Origin of the sequence: Thalassococcus arenae (assembly GCF_019104745.1) — a bacterium.
GTDB classification, from domain to species: domain Bacteria; phylum Pseudomonadota; class Alphaproteobacteria; order Rhodobacterales; family Rhodobacteraceae; genus Thalassococcus_B; species Thalassococcus_B arenae.
The window spans coordinates 740,751-759,413 of the sequence record NZ_JAHRWL010000002.1 but is presented as its reverse complement, the minus strand read 5'-3'; the positions used below and the strand labels follow the sequence as shown (position 1 = coordinate 759,413).

At 64.5% G+C, this 18,663-nt stretch carries 15 protein-coding genes; 9 read left to right on the top strand and 6 right to left on the bottom strand.

Annotated elements, in window-relative coordinates; all coding sequences use genetic code 11:
• The first annotated feature begins 2 nt into the window (after window positions 1–2).
• From murI to ccmE, 3 genes are all read left to right on the top strand, one after another.
• Window positions 3–815: a glutamate racemase gene (gene murI, locus KUH32_RS14990; protein WP_217779408.1), complete on the top strand. Its 813-nt coding sequence runs from the start codon at window positions 3–5 to the stop codon at window positions 813–815.
• A gap of 46 nt (window positions 816–861) precedes the next feature.
• Window positions 862–1,890 (top strand): N-acetyl-gamma-glutamyl-phosphate reductase, encoded by a 1,029-nt coding sequence (argC, locus tag KUH32_RS14985; protein WP_217779407.1) that lies wholly within the window; start codon window positions 862–864, stop codon window positions 1,888–1,890.
• 181 nt (window positions 1,891–2,071) lie between these two features.
• On the top strand, window positions 2,072–2,521 hold the full coding sequence (gene ccmE, locus KUH32_RS14980) for a cytochrome c maturation protein CcmE (protein WP_217779406.1): 450 nt from the start codon (window positions 2,072–2,074) through the stop codon (window positions 2,519–2,521).
• 12 nt (window positions 2,522–2,533) lie between these two features.
• Here the strand turns inward: ccmE and KUH32_RS14975 are convergent, their stop codons facing one another.
• The 6 genes from KUH32_RS14975 to KUH32_RS14950 all read right to left on the bottom strand — a co-directional run bounded on the left by KUH32_RS14975 (window position 2,534) and on the right by KUH32_RS14950 (window position 8,891).
• Entirely contained in the window at window positions 2,534–2,692 is a 159-nt protein-coding gene (locus KUH32_RS14975) for a hypothetical protein (protein ID WP_217779405.1), read from the bottom strand.
• Between the two features lie 179 nt (window positions 2,693–2,871).
• Complete coding sequence (gene eno / locus KUH32_RS14970) at window positions 2,872–4,146, bottom strand: phosphopyruvate hydratase (protein WP_217779404.1); 1,275 nt, start codon at window positions 4,144–4,146, stop codon at window positions 2,872–2,874.
• Window positions 4,147–4,221: 75 nt separating this feature from the next.
• A complete protein-coding gene (locus tag KUH32_RS14965) occupies window positions 4,222–5,094 on the bottom strand; it encodes a DMT family transporter (protein WP_217779403.1) in 873 nt (290 codons plus the stop codon).
• 6 nt (window positions 5,095–5,100) lie between these two features.
• Window positions 5,101–6,726, bottom strand: a complete 1,626-nt coding sequence (locus KUH32_RS14960; protein WP_217779402.1) for an alpha-D-glucose phosphate-specific phosphoglucomutase — start codon at window positions 6,724–6,726, stop codon at window positions 5,101–5,103.
• Between the two features lie 77 nt (window positions 6,727–6,803).
• Window positions 6,804–7,772, bottom strand: a complete 969-nt coding sequence (locus KUH32_RS14955; protein ID WP_217779401.1) for a glucokinase — start codon at window positions 7,770–7,772, stop codon at window positions 6,804–6,806.
• Window positions 7,773–7,865: 93 nt separating this feature from the next.
• Complete coding sequence (locus KUH32_RS14950) at window positions 7,866–8,891, bottom strand: substrate-binding domain-containing protein (RefSeq protein WP_217779400.1); 1,026 nt, start codon at window positions 8,889–8,891, stop codon at window positions 7,866–7,868.
• 237 nt (window positions 8,892–9,128) lie between these two features.
• Between KUH32_RS14950 and KUH32_RS14945 the strand changes: the two genes are divergently transcribed.
• The 6 genes from KUH32_RS14945 (at window position 9,129) to uvrA (ending at window position 18,522) form a co-directional block, all read left to right on the top strand.
• On the top strand, window positions 9,129–10,487 hold the full coding sequence (locus tag KUH32_RS14945; RefSeq protein WP_217779399.1) for an ABC transporter substrate-binding protein: 1,359 nt from the start codon (window positions 9,129–9,131) through the stop codon (window positions 10,485–10,487).
• 63 nt (window positions 10,488–10,550) lie between these two features.
• The gene (locus tag KUH32_RS14940; protein WP_217779398.1) at window positions 10,551–11,552 is read left to right on the top strand and encodes a carbohydrate ABC transporter permease; all 1,002 of its coding nucleotides are present in this window, start codon (window positions 10,551–10,553) and stop codon (window positions 11,550–11,552) included.
• Window positions 11,553–11,565: 13 nt separating this feature from the next.
• Window positions 11,566–12,714, top strand: a complete 1,149-nt coding sequence (locus KUH32_RS14935; protein ID WP_217779397.1) for a carbohydrate ABC transporter permease — start codon at window positions 11,566–11,568, stop codon at window positions 12,712–12,714.
• 29 nt (window positions 12,715–12,743) lie between these two features.
• A complete protein-coding gene (gene bglA, locus KUH32_RS14930) occupies window positions 12,744–14,384 on the top strand; it encodes a beta-galactosidase BglA (protein WP_217779396.1) in 1,641 nt (546 codons plus the stop codon).
• A 24-nt stretch (window positions 14,385–14,408) separates the two neighbouring features.
• A complete protein-coding gene (locus tag KUH32_RS14925; RefSeq protein WP_217779395.1) occupies window positions 14,409–15,503 on the top strand; it encodes an ABC transporter ATP-binding protein in 1,095 nt (364 codons plus the stop codon).
• Window positions 15,504–15,621: 118 nt separating this feature from the next.
• Window positions 15,622–18,522, top strand: coding sequence for an excinuclease ABC subunit UvrA (gene uvrA / locus KUH32_RS14920; protein ID WP_217779394.1), 2,901 nt, complete (start codon window positions 15,622–15,624; stop codon window positions 18,520–18,522).
• Window positions 18,523–18,663 lie beyond the last annotated feature (141 nt).

The window sequence follows — 18,663 nt, the reverse complement described above, 5'->3', positions numbered from 1 at the left end:
AGATGGCGGTAGGCGTGTTCGATTCCGGTCTGGGCGGGCTGACGGTGCTGGACGCCGTGACCAGAAAACTGCCCGACGTGCCCTTTGTCTATTTCGCCGACAGCAAACACGCGCCCTATGGCGTGCGCGATGCCGATGACATCTTTGCGCTGACCTGCGCCGCGGTCGAACGGCTTTGGGCCGAAGGCTGCGATCTTGTGATCCTGGCCTGCAATACCGCCAGCGCGGCGGCCCTGCGGCGAATGCAGGAAACCTGGGTGCCGCGCGACAAGCGGGTGCTGGGCGTCTTCGTGCCGCTGATCGAGGCGCTGACCGAACGCCGGTGGGGCGACAATTCTCCGCCGCGCGAAGTGGCGGTCAAGCATGTGGCGCTGTTCGCCACGCCTGCCACCGTGCGTTCGCGCGCATTCCAGCGCGAACTGGCTTTTCGCGCGATCGGCGTCGATGTCGAGGCGCAGGCCTGCGGCGGCATCGTCGACGCGATCGAAGATGGCGACATGATCCTGGCCGAAGCGCTGGTGCGGTCCCATGTCGATGCGCTCAAGCGCAAGATGCCCGAACCCGAGGCCGCGATCCTGGGCTGCACGCATTACCCGCTGATGCAGGAGGCCTTTCAGGAAGCGTTGGGGCCGGATGTGGCGGTCTACAGCCAGGCGAACCTGGTGGCCGATGCGCTGGCCGATTACCTGCAACGCCATCCGGCCATGCTGGGCACGGGCACGCAATCCGGTTTTCTGACCACGGGCGATCCCAAGCGCGTGTCCGACCGTGCGACGCAGTTCCTGCGACGACAGATCACCTTTTCTGCTGCCTGATCTCCAGTTTTCCGCGCCGTGGCGCGACCTTCCGAAAGACCGACACATGACCCAATCCCTCGCCATCATTGGTGCCTCCGGCTATACCGGCGCCGAACTGATCCGGCTTCTTGCCACGCACCCTTCGTTTGAAATCAGGGCCTTGGCGGCCAATTCCAAGGCCGGTCAGCCGCTGGCCGCTGTCTTTCCGCATCTGCGTCATCTTGCGCTGCCCGATCTCGTGACCTGGGAAGAGATCGATTTCGCCGGGATCGATCTGTGCTTTTGCGCGCTGCCGCACAAAACCAGCCAGGAGGTCATCGCGCAGCTGCCGCGGCATCTCAAGATCGTCGATCTGTCCGCCGATTTCCGGCTGCGCGATCCCGCCGACTACCAGAAATGGTATGGCAATCCCCATGCCGCGCCCGACATGCAGAAAGAGGCGGTCTACGGCCTGACCGAGTTCTATCGTGACGACATCGCCGCGGCCCGGCTGGTTGCCGGCACCGGCTGCAATGCGGCCACCGGGCAATACATCTTGCGGCCGCTGATTTCGGCGGGCGTGATCGACCTGGACGAAATCATCCTGGACCTGGCTTGCGGCGTCAGCGGAGCGGGGCGCAGTCTCAAGGAAAACCTGCTGCATGCCGAACTGTCCGAGGGCACCAACGCCTATTCGGTCGGCGGCACGCACCGGCATCTGGGCGAGTTCGACCAGGAATTCAGCGCACTGGCCGGCCGGCCGGTGCAGATCCAGTTCACCCCGCACCTTGCGCCGTTCAACCGCGGCATCCTGGCCACCGCCTATCTGCGCGGCGACGCGGCGGCGGTGCACGGCGCGCTCAAGGCCGCCTATGCCGACGAGCCGTTCCTGACCGTCCTGCCGATGGGCGAGACACCGTCGACCCACCATGTGCGCGGCTCGAATTTCTGCCATATCGGCGTGGTCGCGGACCGGTTGGCGGGGCGTTGCATCGTGGTGGCGGCCCTGGACAACCTGACCAAGGGCTCGTCGGGCCAGGCGTTGCAGAACGCCAACCTGATGCTGGGGGTCGAGGAAACCGCCGGGCTGATGCTGGCTCCTTGCTTTCCCTAGGCCCCAGGGCCAGGCGATAGAGGCGGTGAGGGGCCAGCCCTCACCCGTCCCGGAGACCGGCGGGTGGAATGAAGAAGCTGCGGCTTCTTGACTTAAGTCCTACACGAACGGCCCACGCTGCCTTATATCCGATTCGAACAGTCGGATTACCGGGGACCGCGTAACAGGCGCGGAAAACGTCATGGCTCTGAAATCGCTCAAGAAACAACGCCGGATCCAGGTGATCGCCCTGGCCGCGCTGGCACTGGTCATCTCGACCGCGATGATCGGCTACGCGATGCGCGACGGCATCAACTTCTTCCGCTCACCCAGCCAGATCGCCGAAGAACCGCCAAGCCCGACCGAAGTGTTCCGCATCGGCGGGCTGGTCGAGGAAGGCTCGTTGATGCGCGGGCAGGGGCAGGAAATCACCTTTTCGGTCACCGATGGCGGCGCCAGCGTTCCGGTCGTCTTTGCCGGCGTGCTGCCGGATCTCTTCGCCGAGAACCAGGGCATGGTCGGCACCGGGCGCTATGTGGACGGCGTTTTCCAGGCGACCGAAATCCTGGCCAAGCACGACGAGACCTACATGCCCAAGGAAGTGGTGGACGCGCTGAAGGAACAGGGCGTCTACAAGGAACCCGAAAGCTGAGCCCCAGCCAGCCTACTGTATCGGCGCCACGCAATCCGCGGCATCCATGTCCGTGACCGGATCGTCCGGGCCACATTCCTGCCCCGTGATCGGGTAGCGGTCCTGCGGCGGTTCGCAAGCCGCAAGCAGGAAGGCGGAACAGAATAGGGCGAAAAGGGCAGTGACTTTCATGGCGTATCCTTTCTTGCCGACCGGGACGCGCCCGGCGGTGGATACCGCCTATCAGATGCCGAAAGCGCGCCGATTGACGCGGCGCAATCGCAAAGCCGCCGGACCGGAAAACGCGTCAGCCGGTCGCAGGACGGGGCAGGCGGGTCCGTGAAGGCACGGTCCCGCCAGTATCCGCAGGATCAGCGCAGGATGCTGCGCCCGGCATATTCCGCCGTCTCGCCCAGCATTTCCTCGATCCGGATCAGCTGGTTGTACTTGGCCAAACGGTCGGACCGTGCCAGCGAACCGGTCTTGATCTGACCGCAGTTGGTGGCGACCGCCAGATCGGCGATGGTCGCATCCTCGGTTTCGCCCGAGCGATGCGACATCACGTTGGTCATCCGCGCGCGATGCGCCATGTCCACCGCCTTGAGCGTTTCGGTCAGCGACCCGATCTGGTTCACCTTGACCAGCATCGAGTTCGCGCAGCCGCGCTCGATCCCCATCGCAAGGCGGGCCGGGTTGGTGACGAACAAATCGTCGCCCACCAGCTGGCAGCGCCCGCCGATCGTGTCGGTCAGCAGCTTCCAGCCGTCCCAGTCATCCTCGGAGCAGCCATCCTCGATCGAGATGATCGGATAGTCGTTCACCAGCGCCTCGAGATAGGCCACGTTTTCGGCCGGCGTCAGGGTTTTTCCTTCACCGGCAAACACATAATTGCCGTCCTTGAAGTATTCCGTCGCGGCGCAATCAAGCGCGAGGTAGATGTCTTCGCCCGGTTTGTAGCCGGCCTTCTCGATGCTTTTCAGGATGAAATCCAGCGCATCGCGGGTCGAACTGAGGTTGGGGGCAAAGCCACCCTCGTCGCCGATGCCGGTGGACAGGCCCGCCGCCGACAATTCCTTTTTCAGGGTGTGGAACACCTCCGAACCCATGCGCACCGCCTCGCGGATGTTGTCGGCGGCGACCGGCATGATCATGAATTCCTGGATGTCGATCGGGTTGTCGGCATGTTCGCCGCCATTGATGATGTTCATCATCGGTACCGGCAGGACGCGTGCGGCGGCACCGCCGACATAGCGGTAAAGCGGCTGCGCGGTGTATTCGGCCGCGGCCTTGGCAACCGCCAGCGACACGCCCAGGATCGCGTTGGCGCCCAGACGGCCCTTGTTGTCGGTCCCGTCCAGTTCACACATGGCCAGGTCGATGGCGACCTGTTCGGTGGCATCGAAGCCGACGATGGCCTCGGCGATCTCGCCGTTCACCGCCGCCACGGCCTCGAGCACGCCCTTGCCCATGTAGCGCGCCTTGTCGCCATCGCGCTTTTCCACCGCCTCGTAGGCACCGGTCGATGCGCCCGAAGGCACGGCGGCGCGGCCCAGCGTGCCGTCCTCCAGAGTGATGTCGACCTCGACGGTGGGATTGCCGCGGCTGTCGAGGATCTCGCGGGCATGGATGTCGATGATGGTGCTCATGGGTCGTCCTTCGGATGGCAGGTTCAGGCGCTGTCATAGCACCGCCTGCAAATAAGTAAACAGGGACTGATAGCGCTAACGCTTACTCTGCGTCATCACCCGTCTTTCACGCATGAAGGTGTAGAGGCCGGAACCGATGACCAGCACCGCGCCCAGATAGGTCAGCGCGTCGGGCCGTTCGCCGAAAACCGTCATCCCGACCAATAGCGCGAAGATCAGGCGCGAATACCGGAACGGCGTCACCACCGACACGTCCCCTGTGCGCGAGGCCGTGGTGATGGCATAGTATCCCGCCACGCCCACGGCGACCGCAAGCGCGATCAGCGCCCAGGTGTCCGGCGTCGGTGGCGACCACGGTGCACCGAACAGCAGCAGCACGGCACCAGTGGGGATCAGCATCAGGAACCCGTAGGCGGCCAGTTGCACGTTGGGAATGGCGCGCGGCACGGCGCGCGCGGCCAGGTCGCGCCCGGCCAGGCCCAGCACGCCCAGAACGGCGAACAGCGCATAGGGGTCGAACCCGGCGAGGCCGGGGCGGATGATGACCAGCACGCCGGCAAAGCCGATGCCGATGGCGCTCCAGCGCCGCCAGCCCACCGGTTCGGCAAAGATCAGCGCCGCACCCATCGTCATGACCAGTGGCGTCGCCTGGAGGACTGCCGACGCGGTGGACAGCGGGATCGTCGTGATCGCGGTCACGAAACCCAGCGTGCCGATCATTTCGGTCAGGTTGCGGATCATCACCGGGCCCGACAGCAGGACCGGCGACAGCAACCGCAAACCGCGCAGCCGGGCGATGGCCGCGAAAAAGGCACCGCCGCCAAGACCCAGCAGCATGAGGATCTGACCTGCCGGAATGTCTGCGGCGGCCTGCTTGATCAGCGCGTCCTCGATGGCGAACAGTGCCATGGCCAGCACCATCCAGCCGATGCCCCGCAGGTTGTCCATGGGCGCTCAGGTGACGACGTCGGGGGCGGTCCGCCCGGTGCGACTGGCGATCCCGGCCAGCGCTTCGGCCGCCGCAATCACCGGGGCCAAGGCGAACTGCGTCTCGTAATCCAGCGTCTGCGCATCGTGGCGTTCCAGATAAACCCGCAAGGTCGCACCGACCGTTCCCGTGCCCGAAAGGCGGAACACCGCGCGGGCGCCGTTTTCGAACCAGATCCGCAGGCCCTGCGCCTCGGCGCGCGAACCGTCCACCGGATCTTCATAGGCGAATTCGTCGGCGCCCCGCACGATCAGACCCGCGGCGTCGGTTCCCGGCAGATCGGGCAGTCGGGCGCGCAAGTCGTCCATCAGCGCATTGGCCAGATCGGCGTTCAGCGCTTCGTAGTCGTGGCGGGAATAATAGGTGCGTCCGTAGCGCTGCCAGTGGTCGGCCATGACCCGGGCCACCGGCACCCGCCGCCGGGCGAGGATGTTGAGCCAGAACAGGACCGCCCACAGCCCATCCTTTTCGCGCAGGTGATCCGATCCGGTGCCCGCACTCTCTTCGCCGCAAAGCGTCACCAGCCCGGCATCCAGCAGGCTGCCGAAATACTTCCAGCCCGTGGGCGTTTCGTGGCAGGCGATGCCAAGCGCTTCGGCAACCCGGTCGACCGCCTGCGACGTGGGCATCGACCGCGCGACGCCGGCCAGCCCGCCACGGCAGGCCGGGATCAGAGTCGCGTTGGCGGCCAGCACCGCGAGGCTGTCGGACGGGGCGACATAGCAGTTGCGGCCCACGATCATGTTGCGATCGCCGTCGCCATCCGAGGCCGCACCGAAATCAGGTGCGTCCGGGCCGGACATCGCGGCCATCAATTCATGCGCCCAGATCGGGTTGGGATCGGGGTGACCGCCGCCGAAATCGGGCAGGGGGGTGGCATTGACGACGCTGCCGGGCGCCGCACCCAGCCTGTCCTGAAGGATCGCCGCCGCATAGGGCCCGGTCACCGCGTGCATGGCGTCGAAGCGCAGCGTGAAGCCGCTGGCGAACAGGCCGGCAATGGCGTCGAAATCGAACAACCGCTCCATCAGCGCGGCGTAGTCGGCCACCGGGTCCACGACCTCGACCACCATGTCGCCCAGCCGGCTTTCACCGAGGACCGAAAGATCGACATCCTGCGACTCGACGATTGCGTATTCCGTTATCGACCGGCTTGCCGAAAAGATCGCCGATGTCACGGCTTCGGGCGCGGGGCCACCATTGGCGATGTTGAACTTGACGCCGAAATCGCCATCCGGCCCGCCGGGATTGTGGCTGGCGGACAGGATCACCCCGCCATCGGCGCCACGCGACCGGATCAGATGCGAGGCCGCGGGGGTCGACAACAGCCCGTCGCGCCCCACGATCACGCGCGCCGCCCCCGAAGCGGCAGCCATCCGCAACACGACCTGTGCCGCGCGGTCGTTGAAATAGCGCCCGTCACCGCCCAGAATCAGGGTCTTGCCCGCCAGGCCGCCGATGCCGGTCCAGATGCTCTGGACGAAATTTTCCAGGAAATGCGGCGCCATGAATTCGGGTGTCGTCTTGCGCAGACCGGACGTGCCCGGTTTCTGACCGGCGATCGGTTGGGTGGAAACGGTCGTGGCGCGCATGAAATCCCCGCGATGCAATCCTCGGCCTCCGGTCTATGCCAGTCGCAGCCGCGGCCGCAAGTAAAGCGGTGCCGCGCTCAGGCGCCTTGTTCCAGCGTTTCCACCAGATGCGCGGCGCATCCGGTCAGCGCGGCGAAATCGTCGGTGACCACGTGCACCGGGAACTGGCCCATGAACTCGGCGAACCGCCCCTTGTCGCGGAACGCCTCGGCAAAGCCCGCGCGCAGCAGATGCGGAGCGAAATGCCGGGTGACGCCGCCACACAGGTAGATGCCGCCGAACGGCAGCATGATCAGCGCCAGGTTGCCAGCAACCCGGCCCAGCATCCGGGTAAAGATCGACACCGCCTCGCCGGCCAGCAGATCGCTGTCGAGCGTGTCCATGATCGCACCGGCATCCTTGGGTGTGCCGCCCCTTTCGGCGCAGAGCCAGGCATAGACCCGCTCGAAGCCGCGCCCCGACAGGATGTCCTCGACCCCAGGCTGGCCGTGTTGCGCGGCGATGAAATCCTTCAGTCGCAATTCGTCCTGGCTTTGCAGGGGCAGGGTGATGTGGCCCGCCTCCGAGGGCGGCACCAAGGTCTGGCCGTTCAGGCGGAAGACCGGCGCGACATTCATGCCCGTGCCGACGCCGACGACCAGTTTCGCCGCCTGCAGGCTGGCTGGCAGGCCGGGCAGCAGCACCTCGGTCGCGCCCGCGCCCAGATGGGCCAGGGCGTGGCCCTGGGCCTGCAGATCGTTCAACACCGCGACGTGCCCGGCCTTGGAGGCGCTGCGCACCACCTCGCGGTCGATGGTCCAGTCGAGGTTGGTCAGTGTTCCGCGGCTGTCGCGAACCGGCCCGGCCATGGCGACGGATGCGGCCTGCGGTGCAGCGCCGGTTTCGGCCAGGTACATCCGCAGGACCGAGGCGATGCCGTCATGGTCGGCATTGCGATAGCGGCGGATGCTGCCTGTATCGACGACACGGCCGCGGCTGATGGCGACACGGGTGTTGGTGCCGCCGATATCGGCGACCACCGCGATCAGGCTGGACATGTCGGCCATGGAACTCTCACTTTGGGCGGGCAGGGGCGTGGTAAAAGCCTTTGGCGGGTCAATCAAGCGGATTGCCCGCAGCGAGAGGTCGCGCAACCCGTGTCATGCCGGCGCGGGGCCGGTCGACGCCCCGATGATCAGGTCGGCTTCCATCAATTCGTGTATCGGTCCCGAACCGGGATTGGCGATCAAAGACAGCAGCATTTCGGCCACGCGCCGCCCCGCTTCGCGCACCGAAGACCGCGTGGCGGTGAAGATCGGCACTTCGGTCGTGTTCTTCAGGTAACCCAAATCGTCGTCATGGGTCAGCACCGACACGTCGCGTCCCATCACCAGCCCGCGGTCGTGCAGGGCGCGACGGATGCCGATGGCGGTGATCATCGACGACGCCAGGAACGCGGTGGGCGGGTCGGCGCCATCGAGCATCTCGCTGGCTGACCGGAAGCCATAGGATTCGGTCATCTCGTCGCTGCGCATCAGCGCCGGATCGACGCTCAGGCCGCGGTTGCGCAAGACGTCGGTATAGGCTTCGCGGCGGCGATGGGCGAAGTCCATCCGCTCGAGCCCGTTGACCAGCGCGATCCGGCGGTGGCCGAGATCCAGCAGGAATTCCGTTGCGCGCCGAAACGCCCGGCCGTTGTTGATGTCCAGCCAGGAATAGGGCGCGGTCACGTTCGAGGCACGGCCATGCACGACAAAGGGCAGGCCCAGTTCGCTCAGCAGGGCGATCCGGGCGTCGTCCATACGCGGGCCGTGCACGATGATGCCATCGACCGACCCGCGCGCGCGGATCTTGCGATAGAGCGCCGTTTCGTCCTTGTCGTCGACGAGGCTGAGCAGCATGTCATAGCCCGACGCTGCATAGGTCTCACCGGCGCCCGCGATGAAATCGCCGAAGACCGGGTTGACCATCTCGTGCCGGGTCGAGACCGGGATCACGTGGCCGATCGCCAGCGCACGCCCGGTGGCCAGCCCCTTGGCGCGGGCATTCGGGCTGTAGTTCATGTCTCGCGCCGCGGCGATGACCCGGGCGCGGGTCTTTTCGCTCACCTCCGGAAAGCCGTTCAGCGCCCGGCTGACCGTGGTCTGCGACAGTTTCAGATGTTCCGCGAGCTCTTTCAGGTTCATCGGAAGTAAGTCCGCATTCAAAGCGCCTTCAATTTCTCTTGGTTATACGGGAAACTGCCGTCGGGGAAAGAGGGATTCGTTTAGCTGCGCCGCAGCATCGATTCACGCCGGCCAGGCGGAGGAATATCGTTGACAGCCGGACGAAGATCGGATCAATGTACGATGTCCAAAGCGCTTTGACAAATTCGCGCACTGGTTGTTTTCATACAGTATGTCGCGTCTCAGGGAGGATCCAATATGAAACGCACCATTCTTACAGGCGTGGCCGCGGCCGCGCTTTTCGCAGGTCAGGCGCCGGCCGGCGGCCACCTTGCCTTTGCGCCCGGCGACGGCCCGTTCAACTGGGACAGCTACAATGCCTGGGCCGATTCGGCGCCCGATCTCAGCGGGCAGACGATCACCATCGCGGGCCCCTGGCTGACACCGGAAGACGGCTTTCTGGAAAACATGCTGGCCTATTTCGAAGAGGCCACCGGCGCCGACGTGATCTATACCGGTTCGGACAGCTTCGAGCAGCAAATCCTGATCGACGCCGAAGCCGGCTCGCCGCCGAACATCGCCGTCTTCCCGCAACCGGGCCTGGCTGCCGGAATGGCCGCCAAGGGCCAGCTTTCTCCGCTGGCCGACGGCATGGGCGACTGGGTCGCGGAAAACTATGCCGCGGGTCAATCCTGGGTCGATCTGGGCACTTACCCGGATGCCAGCGGCAACCCGCAGATGTACGGCTTTTTCTTCAACGTGAACGTCAAGTCGCTGGTCTGGTACAACCCCGAGAATTTCGAGGATGCGGGCTATGAGGTTCCGACCACGATGGAAGAGCTCAAGGCGCTGACCGAACAGATCGTCGCCGATGGCGAAACGCCCTGGTGCATCGGCCTGGGTTCGGGTGCCGCGACCGGCTGGCCGGCGACCGACTGGGTCGAGGACCTGATGCTGCGCACCCAGTCGCCGGATGTCTACGACCAGTGGACACGCAACGAGATCCCGTTCGACGATCCGCGCGTGATCGCCGCGATCGAGGAATTCGGCTGGTTCGCGCGCGACGACGCCAAGGTCTCGGGCGGCGCCGGCGCGGTGGCCACCACCGACTTCCGTGAAAGCCCCAACGGTTTGTTCACGTCGCCGCCGCAATGCTACATGCACCGCCAGGCATCGTTCGTGCCGGCCTTCTTCCCCGAGGATGTGGAATTCGGCGTCGACACCGATTTCTTCTACATGCCGGCCTTCGCCGACAAGGACCTGGGCAACCCGGTTCTGGGTGGTGGCACGCTGATGGCGATCACCGATCCGTCGGATGGCGCGACGGCGCTGATGGAATTCCTCAAGCAGCCCATCGCGCATGAGATCATGATGGCGCAGACCGGATTCCTGACCCCGCACAAAGGCGTGAACCTCGACGCCTACAAGGACGACACGCTGCGCGGCCTGGGTGAGATCCTGCTGGGCGCGACCACCTTCCGCTTCGACGGCTCGGACCTGATGCCGGGCGCCGTCGGACAGGGGTCGTTCTGGACCGGCATGGTGGACTATGTCGGCGGCAAGGACGCCGCCGCCGTGGCTGCCGAAATCCAGGCATCCTGGGACGCCGCTAAGTAACCGGCGGAAGACACTGCGGGCCTCCCGGTCGACCGGGGGGCCCTTTCGGACGGGGGAAACGCCATGCATCCAGCCATTCTGGGACTGACGACCATCGTATTGGGCGTGGGCGGCTGCCTTGCCTATTTTTACCTGTCGAACCAGTTTCTCGACAAGGTTCTGTTCCCCGCAAGCGGGCCGCATGCGGGGCGCAACATCAACCGCGCCAACATGATCCGGCCCTGGCTGTTCCTGTTTCCCGCGATCTTCGCGCTTGGGCTCTACCTGGCCTATCCGGTGTTCGAGACACTGCGCCTGTCGCTGACCGACCGCGACGAGGGTGGCGCCTTCATCGGGTTGGCGAACTACTCCCAGATGATGAGCGAGCCGAAATTCTGGGAAGCGATGCGCAACAACATGCTGTGGCTGGTCGTGGTGCCCGCCGCATCGACCGCGCTTGGCCTGCTGGTCGCGCAGCTGACCGACCGTATCAGGTGGGGCAACTTCGCCAAGTCGCTGATCTTCATGCCGATGGCGATCTCGTTCGTCGGGGCTGCGGTGATCTGGAAGCTGGTCTATGACGCCCGCCCTGAAGGCACCGACCAGATCGGCATGCTGAATGCGCTCTACATCTTCTTTGGTGGCGACATGCCGCAAACCTGGCTGACCATTCCGTTCTGGAACAACTTTTTCCTGATGGTGGTCCTGGTCTGGATCCAGACCGGTTTCGCCATGGTGATCCTGTCGGCGGCGCTGCGCGGCATCCCCGAGGAAACGATCGAGGCGGCCATCGTCGACGGCGCGAACCCGTTCCAGATCTTCTTCAAGATCAAGGTGCCCCAGATCATGGGCACGATCGTGGTGGTCTGGACAACGATCACCATCACCGTGCTCAAGGTCTTCGACATCGTCTTTGCAATGACCAACGGGCAATGGGAAACGCAGGTCCTGGCCAACTACATGTACGACAAGCTGTTCCGCGCCAATGACTGGGGCGTCGGGTCGGCCGCGGCCATGGTCATCATGCTGCTGGTGACGCCGATCCTGGTCTGGAACGTCTACAACGCCCGCAAAGAAATGCGCTGAGGAGAAACGGATCATGGACAACATAGCCGGTTCGAAATCCAGCCTGACCTGGGCAGTGCATATCTCGGTGGCGTTTCTCGTCCTGCTGTGGCTGACGCCAACCCTGGGGCTGTTCGTCTCATCCTTCCGCACGGTCGACCAGATCCAGGCCTCGGGATGGTGGAAGGCACCCTTTGCCACCGAACAGAACCTGACCCTGCGCACGGCCAGCCCGGACACCGCCGTCCGGCAGGGCGACCTGTTCATCATCGAAGGCAACGTCTTTGACGAAGACGCACGCGGCGAAATCGCGTCCTGGGGGATCAGTTCGCGCGATATCAACGCCTTTCAACCGGGGGAAACCGCCGATCTGCGCCGAGAGGGTCGGGTGACCTTGCAGGCCAATGGCGATTATCGCCTGGAAAACGACGGTCCGTTCGAAGGCAGCCGCGGTGTCCGCCTGTTCGCGACCGCCGAGGTTCCGCCCGAACTGACGCTTGAGAACTACGAGACCGTGCTGAGCTCGGGCCGCGGCAACGACAACATGGCCAAGGCGTTCTTCAACACGCTGACCGTGACCATCCCCGCCACGATCATCCCGATCGTCGTGGCGGCTTTTGCCGCCTTCGCGCTGGCCTGGATGGATTTCCCCGGCCGCGCGATCCTGATCGCCTGCGTGGTCGGGCTGCTGGTCGTGCCGCTGCAACTGGCGCTGATCCCGCTGCTCAAGCTTCACCTGGGAATCGGCATCGGCAAGGGCTATCTCGGCGTCTGGCTGGCGCATACCGGGTTCGGCCTGCCGCTGGCAATCTACCTGTTGCGCAATTACATGGTCGGTCTGCCGCGCGACATCATCGAAAACGCCCGCGTCGACGGTGCGACCGACTTTCAGATCTTCACCAAGATCATCCTGCCGCTGTCCTTTCCGGCGCTGGCCAGCTTTGCCATCTTCCAGTTCCTCTGGACATGGAATGACCTGCTGGTGGCCAAGGTGTTCCTGATCGACAGCACCGGGCAGACCACCGTGATGACCAACCAGATCGTCGAGCTTCTGGGCACCCGCGGCGGCAACTGGGAAATTCTGGCCACGGCGGCCTTCGTGTCCATCGCGGTGCCGCTGCTGGTCTTCTTCGCAATGCAGAAATACCTCGTGCGCGGCCTGCTGGCCGGCTCGGTGAAATAAGGGCTATGATTGTGAACAAGCAGGTGAAAATGGCAACGGCCGTCGCGCAGGCCGTGGACAAGGATTGGTGGCGCGGGGCGGTGATCTACCAGATCTATCCGCGCAGCTTCCAGGACAGCAATGGCGACGGGATCGGTGATCTGAAGGGCATCACCCAGCGGCTGCCCTATGTCGCCTCACTGGGCGTGGATGCGATCTGGATATCGCCCTTCTTCACCTCGCCGATGGAGGATTTCGGCTATGACGTCAGCGATTATTGCGACGTCGACCCGATGTTCGGCACGCTGTCGGATTTCGATGTGCTGCTGGACACCGCCCACAAGCTGGGTCTCAAGGTGATGATCGATCTCGTGCTGTCCCATACCTCGGACAAGCACCCCTGGTTCGCGGAAAGTCGCGCCAGCCGGGACAACCCCAAGGCCGACTGGTATGTCTGGGCCGACCCCAAGCCCGATGGAACACCGCCCAACAACTGGCTGTCGATCTTCGGCGGGCCGGCCTGGCAATGGGACGGCCGGCGCGAACAGTATTACCTGCACAACTTCCTGACCTCGCAGCCCGATCTGAATTTTCACAATCCGGACGTGCAGGACGCACTGCTGGACGTCGTGCGGTTCTGGCTGGATCGCGGCGTCGACGGATTCCGCCTGGATACGATCAATTTCTATTTCGCCGACAAGCAGTTGCGCGACAATCCTCCACTCCCGGTCGAGATGCGCGATTCCTCGATCGCGCCGCGGGTGAACCCCTACAACCACCAGCATCACATCCATTCCAAGAACCAGCCGGAAAACCTGGAATTCCTGCGCCGGTTCCGCGCGGTGCTGGATGAATATCCCGCCGCCACGGCCGTGGGCGAGGTTGGCGATGCGCAGCGCGGCCTCGAGATCATGGGCGAATACACCGCCGGGGACGACAAGGTGCACATGTGCTATTCCTTCGAGTTCCTGTCCGGCCACGCGCCGACCGCGGATCGGTTCTCCGAGGTCATGGCACGTGTGGACGAAGTGGTTTCCGAGGGCTGGGCCTGTTGGGCGTTCTCGAACCATGACGTGATCCGCCATGCTTCCCGTTGGGATCTGACGCCGGCGGCGCAGCGCGCACTGGCGACGCTGATGATGTGCTTGCGCGGGTCGATCTGCATCTACCAGGGCGAAGAACTGGGCCTGCCCGAGGCCGATGTCGCCTTCGAAGACCTGCAGGATCCCTACGGCATCGAATTCTGGCCGGAATTCAAGGGCCGGGACGGCTGCCGCACGCCGATGGTCTGGGAGAACAGCAATCAGAACGGCGGCTTTTCCGAGGGCCGCCCGTGGCTGCCTGTCAGCCACGCGCATCTGCCGCTGTCCGTCGCCGCGCAGGAATCCAACCCGGCGGCGCTGCTGCATCATTACCGGCGGGCGATCGCGTTCCGCAAGGCGCATCCGAGCCTGGTCAAGGGCGCGCATTCGCCGATGAAACGGGTCGGCACCGCGGTGACCTTCACGCGAAGCCACGACGACGAGACGCTGTTCTGCGCAGTGAACCTGAGCGTCGATCCCTGCATCGTCGACATGCCCGAAGGCGTCTGGCATCAGGTCGGGCAGGAATTGGGCAGTGCCGGGCCGGGTCCGGACGGAAAGCTGCATCTGGGGCCGTGGCAACCGGCCCTTTTGTTGCGCGGACGCTGACGCGCAACCGGGGAGGAGAGAAACATGGCGGACCTGAAGCTGACGGATGTCGGCAAGACCTATGGCGGCACTGTCGAGGTGCTCAAGGACATCAACCTGGACATCAAGACCGGCGAACTGATCGTGTTCGTCGGCCCGTCTGGTTGCGGCAAGTCCACGCTTCTGCGGATGATCGCGGGGCTGGAAAAGATCACCGGCGGCACCCTGGAGATCGACGGGACCGTGGTCAACGACGTGCCCCCGGCGCAGCGCGGCATCGCCATGGTGTTCCAGTCCTACGCGCTTTACCCGCACATGACGGTGCGCGAGAACATGTCGTTCGCCCTGAAGATCGCCAAGAAATCAAAGGCCGAGATCGACGCAGCGGTGGACCGGGCGGCCAAGATGCTGCAACTCGACCCCTATCTCGACCGCCTGCCCAAGGCCTTGTCGGGCGGCCAGCGCCAACGCGTCGCAATCGGCAGGTCGATCGTGCGCGATCCCAAGGTCTACCTGTTCGACGAACCGCTGTCGAACCTCGACGCGGCGCTGCGCGTCGCCACACGGATCGAGATCGCGCAACTCAAGGAACAGATGCCTGACTCGACGATGATCTACGTCACCCACGACCAGGTCGAGGCGATGACGCTGGCGTCCCGCATCGTCGTGCTGGCCAACAAGGGCGTGGCCCAGGTCGGCAGCCCGCTCGAGTTGTACGAACGGCCCAACGGCGAATTCGTGGCGCAGTTCATCGGCAGTCCGGCGATGAACCTGATCCCCGGCGAAGTCGTGCAGACCGGTCAGCAGACCCGTGTGAAGCTTGCCGGGGGCGGCGAAGCGCTGTCGAACTATCCCACGACCGATACCGACATGGGCCTGAAGGTCAATGTCGGGGTGCGACCCGAAGATTGCATCGAGGTGGAAGGCGAAGGGCCCTGGTTCTACGAAGGGCTGGTCAACATCACCGAAGCGCTCGGCGAGGTGACGCTTTTGTATTTCGCACCCGAACCGGGGCGCGACGCAGTGATCGCCAAGCTGCCCGGTATCCATGTCGACGTGCGTGGCAAGACCGTGCGCCTGGGGGCGGACGCCTCGAAGGTCCACCTCTTCGCTGACGGTCGGTCCTTGCTGTATCGGTGATCGATCGGCGCCGCCATGCGCAACGCAGCATCCGGTGTTCGCTTCTTGTTCTCATATTTTCGTTGGCTCTGCCGGCGATCTCGCCTATGTCTGTGACAGGCCAAAGCGTGGGGGCGTGATGCCGGACCTGAAACAGATCGAGGTGCGCGGCGCGCGCGAACACAACCTCAAGAACATCGACGTGGATATTCCGCGCGACCAGTTGGTGGTGATCACCGGCTTGTCGGGATCGGGCAAGTCGTCGCTGGCCTTCGACACCATCTATGCCGAAGGCCAGCGCCGCTATGTCGAGTCGCTGTCGGCCTACGCGCGGCAGTTCCTGGACATGATGGAAAAGCCCGATGTCGATCATATCGCCGGCCTTAGCCCCGCGATTTCCATCGAACAGAAGACCACGTCCAAGAACCCCCGGTCGACCGTCGGCACCGTGACCGAAATCTACGATTACCTGCGGCTGCTCTTCGCGCGCGTCGGCACGCCCTATTCGCCGGCCACCGGTCAGCCGATCGAGGCACAACAGGTGCAGGACATGGTCGATCGCGTGATGGCGATGGAGGAGGGCACGCGCGCCTACCTGCTGGCGCCCATCGTGCGCGACCGCAAGGGCGAGTACCGCAAGGAATTCCTCGAACTGCGCAAGCAGGGTTTCCAGCGGGTCAAGGTCAACGGCACGTTCCACGATCTGGACGAGCCCCCGGTTCTGGACAAGAAATTCCGCCACGACATCGACGTGGTGGTCGACCGCATCGTCGTGCGCGAGGGGATGGAGACGCGTCTGGCCGACAGTTTCCGCACCGCGCTGGACCTGGCGGACGGAATCGCCATCCTGGAGACCGCCCCGGCTGCGGGTGACGACGGCTCGGCACCCGAGCCCGAGCGCATCACGTTCAGCGAAAACTTTGCCTGTCCGGTCAGCGGCTTCACCATCCCGGAAATCGAACCGCGGCTGTTTTCCTTCAACGCACCCTTCGGTGCCTGCCCGGATTGCGACGGTCTGGGGGTCGAGCTGTTTTTTGACGAACGGCTGGTGGTGCCGGACGTAACGCTCAAGATCAGCGATGGCGCACTGGCGCCCTGGCGCAAGGGCAAGAGCCCGTATTTCCTGCAGACGATCGAGGCCATCGCCAAGCATTACGAGTTCGACAAGAACGCCCGCTGGAAGGACCTGCCGGCGCATGTGCAGCAGGTATTCCTTTACGGTTCGGGCGATGACGAGATCCCCTTCCGTTATGACGAGGGCGGGCGCGTCTACCAGGTCACGCGCAGCTTCGAAGGCGTTATTCCCAACATGGAACGTCGCTATCGCGAGACCGACAGTTCCTGGATCCGCGAGGAATTCGAACGCTACCAGAACAATCGCCCCTGCGGCAGCTGCGGCGGTTACCGGCTGCGGCAAGAGGCCCTGGCGGTCAAGATCGGCCCGGCCAGGGGCAAAGCCGAGGACCGGCTGCATGTCGGCCAGGTCGTTCAGATGTCGATCCGCGAGGCCTATGCCTGGACCAAGACCGTGCCGGACAACCTAAGCGCTCAGCGCAACGAGATCGCCCGGGCGATCCTGAAGGAAATCCGCGAACGGCTGGGTTTCCTGAACAATGTCGGGCTGGAATACCTGACGCTGTCGCGCAATGCCGGCACGCTGTCGGGCGGTGAAAGCCAGCGCATCCGGCTGGCCAGCCAGATCGGATCGGGTTTGACCGGGGTGCTCTACGTGCTGGACGAGCCCAGCATCGGCCTGCACCAGCGCGACAATTCCCGTCTGCTGGATACGCTCAAGAACCTGCGCGATCAGGGCAACACCGTGCTGGTGGTCGAACATGACGAGGAAGCGATCCGCGAGGCCGATTACGTCTTCGATATCGGCCCGGGCGCCGGGGTCCATGGTGGCCAGATCGTGGCCCAGGGCACGCCAGACCAGGTGGCCGCGGACCCCGCCAGTCTGACCGGGCAATACCTGTCCGGCACGCGCGAGATCCCCGTTCCGGCCGAGCGGCGCAAGGGCAACGGCAAGACGGTGACCGTGGTCAAGGCCACCGGCAACAACCTGCGCGAGGTGACCGCCGATTTCCCGTTGGGCAAGTTCGTCTGCGTGACCGGCGTTTCGGGCGGCGGCAAGTCGACCCTGACCATCGAGACGTTGTTCAAGACCGCCTCGATGGCGCTGAACGGCGCGCGTCAGACGCCCGCACCCTGCGAGACGATCAAGGGGCTGCAATATCTCGACAAGGTGATCGACATCGATCAGCGGCCGATTGGCAGAACTCCGCGTTCGAATCCGGCAACGTACACGGGTGCCTTCACCCCGATCCGCGACTGGTTCGCCGGTCTGCCCGAGGCCAAAGCCCGCGGCTACAAGCCGGGTCGCTTCAGCTTCAACGTCAAGGGCGGGCGCTGCGAGGCCTGCCAGGGCGATGGCGTGATCAAGATCGAGATGCATTTCCTGCCCGATGTCTACGTCACCTGCGAGACCTGCAAGGGCAAGCGTTATAACCGCGAAACCCTGGAAATCCGCTTCAAGGGCAAGAGCATAGCGGACGTTCTTGATATGACGGTCGAGGACGCGCAGGACTTTTTCAAGGCGGTGCCGTCGATCCGGGAAAAGATGGACGCGCTGATGCAGGTCGGGCTTGGGTACATCAAGGTCGGCCAGCAGGCGACCACGCTATCGGGCGGCGAGGCGCAACGGGTGAAGCTGTCGAAGGAACTGGCGAAACGTTCGACCGGGCGGACGCTCTACATCCTCGACGAACCCACGACGGGGCTGCATTTCGAGGATGTGCGCAAGCTGCTCGAAGTGCTCCACGAACTGGTCGAACAGGGCAACACGGTCGTGGTGATCGAACACAACCTGGATGTCATCAAGACCGCCGACTGGATCATCGATATCGGCCCCGAGGGCGGCGATGGCGGCGGCGAGATCGTCGCGACCGGCACGCCCGAAGACGTGGCCGAGGTCGAGCGCAGCCATACCGGCCGCTATCTCGGCCCGATGCTCAAGGCGCGCAAGGTCGCAGCCGAGTAGCCGCGCACGCCTGCCGGTCCGGTTGGGACGGGCGAAAGCCATGCCTTGCCTCAGCGCAGGTCAAGACCCGCGGCAGAGGCACGACAATGCCCGTTCGTTGGCATCTCGGCCAACGAACCGGTCACGTCGTGCAGTGGCGGG

What these genes read in the sequence shown, in the direction of transcription:
- KUH32_RS14975 (WP_217779405.1), bottom strand. Translation starts at nt 2,692, where the DNA reads ATGAAAGTCACTGCCCTTTTCGCCCTATTCTGTTCCGCCTTCCTGCTT.
- KUH32_RS14955 (WP_217779401.1), bottom strand. Translation starts at nt 7,772, where the DNA reads ATGGCCGACATGTCCAGCCTGATCGCGGTGGTCGCCGATATCGGCGGC.
- murI (WP_217779408.1), top strand. Translation starts at nt 3, where the DNA reads ATGGCGGTAGGCGTGTTCGATTCCGGTCTGGGCGGGCTGACGGTGCTG.
- KUH32_RS14965 (WP_217779403.1), bottom strand. Translation starts at nt 5,094, where the DNA reads ATGGACAACCTGCGGGGCATCGGCTGGATGGTGCTGGCCATGGCACTG.
- eno (WP_217779404.1), bottom strand. Translation starts at nt 4,146, where the DNA reads ATGAGCACCATCATCGACATCCATGCCCGCGAGATCCTCGACAGCCGC.
- uvrA (WP_217779394.1), top strand. Translation starts at nt 15,622, where the DNA reads ATGCCGGACCTGAAACAGATCGAGGTGCGCGGCGCGCGCGAACACAAC.
- KUH32_RS14925 (WP_217779395.1), top strand. Translation starts at nt 14,409, where the DNA reads ATGGCGGACCTGAAGCTGACGGATGTCGGCAAGACCTATGGCGGCACT.
- KUH32_RS14960 (WP_217779402.1), bottom strand. Translation starts at nt 6,726, where the DNA reads ATGCGCGCCACGACCGTTTCCACCCAACCGATCGCCGGTCAGAAACCG.
- KUH32_RS14935 (WP_217779397.1), top strand. Translation starts at nt 11,566, where the DNA reads ATGGACAACATAGCCGGTTCGAAATCCAGCCTGACCTGGGCAGTGCAT.
- KUH32_RS14945 (WP_217779399.1), top strand. Translation starts at nt 9,129, where the DNA reads ATGAAACGCACCATTCTTACAGGCGTGGCCGCGGCCGCGCTTTTCGCA.
- argC (WP_217779407.1), top strand. Translation starts at nt 862, where the DNA reads ATGACCCAATCCCTCGCCATCATTGGTGCCTCCGGCTATACCGGCGCC.
- ccmE (WP_217779406.1), top strand. Translation starts at nt 2,072, where the DNA reads ATGGCTCTGAAATCGCTCAAGAAACAACGCCGGATCCAGGTGATCGCC.
- KUH32_RS14940 (WP_217779398.1), top strand. Translation starts at nt 10,551, where the DNA reads ATGCATCCAGCCATTCTGGGACTGACGACCATCGTATTGGGCGTGGGC.
- KUH32_RS14950 (WP_217779400.1), bottom strand. Translation starts at nt 8,891, where the DNA reads ATGAACCTGAAAGAGCTCGCGGAACATCTGAAACTGTCGCAGACCACG.
- bglA (WP_217779396.1), top strand. Translation starts at nt 12,744, where the DNA reads ATGGCAACGGCCGTCGCGCAGGCCGTGGACAAGGATTGGTGGCGCGGG.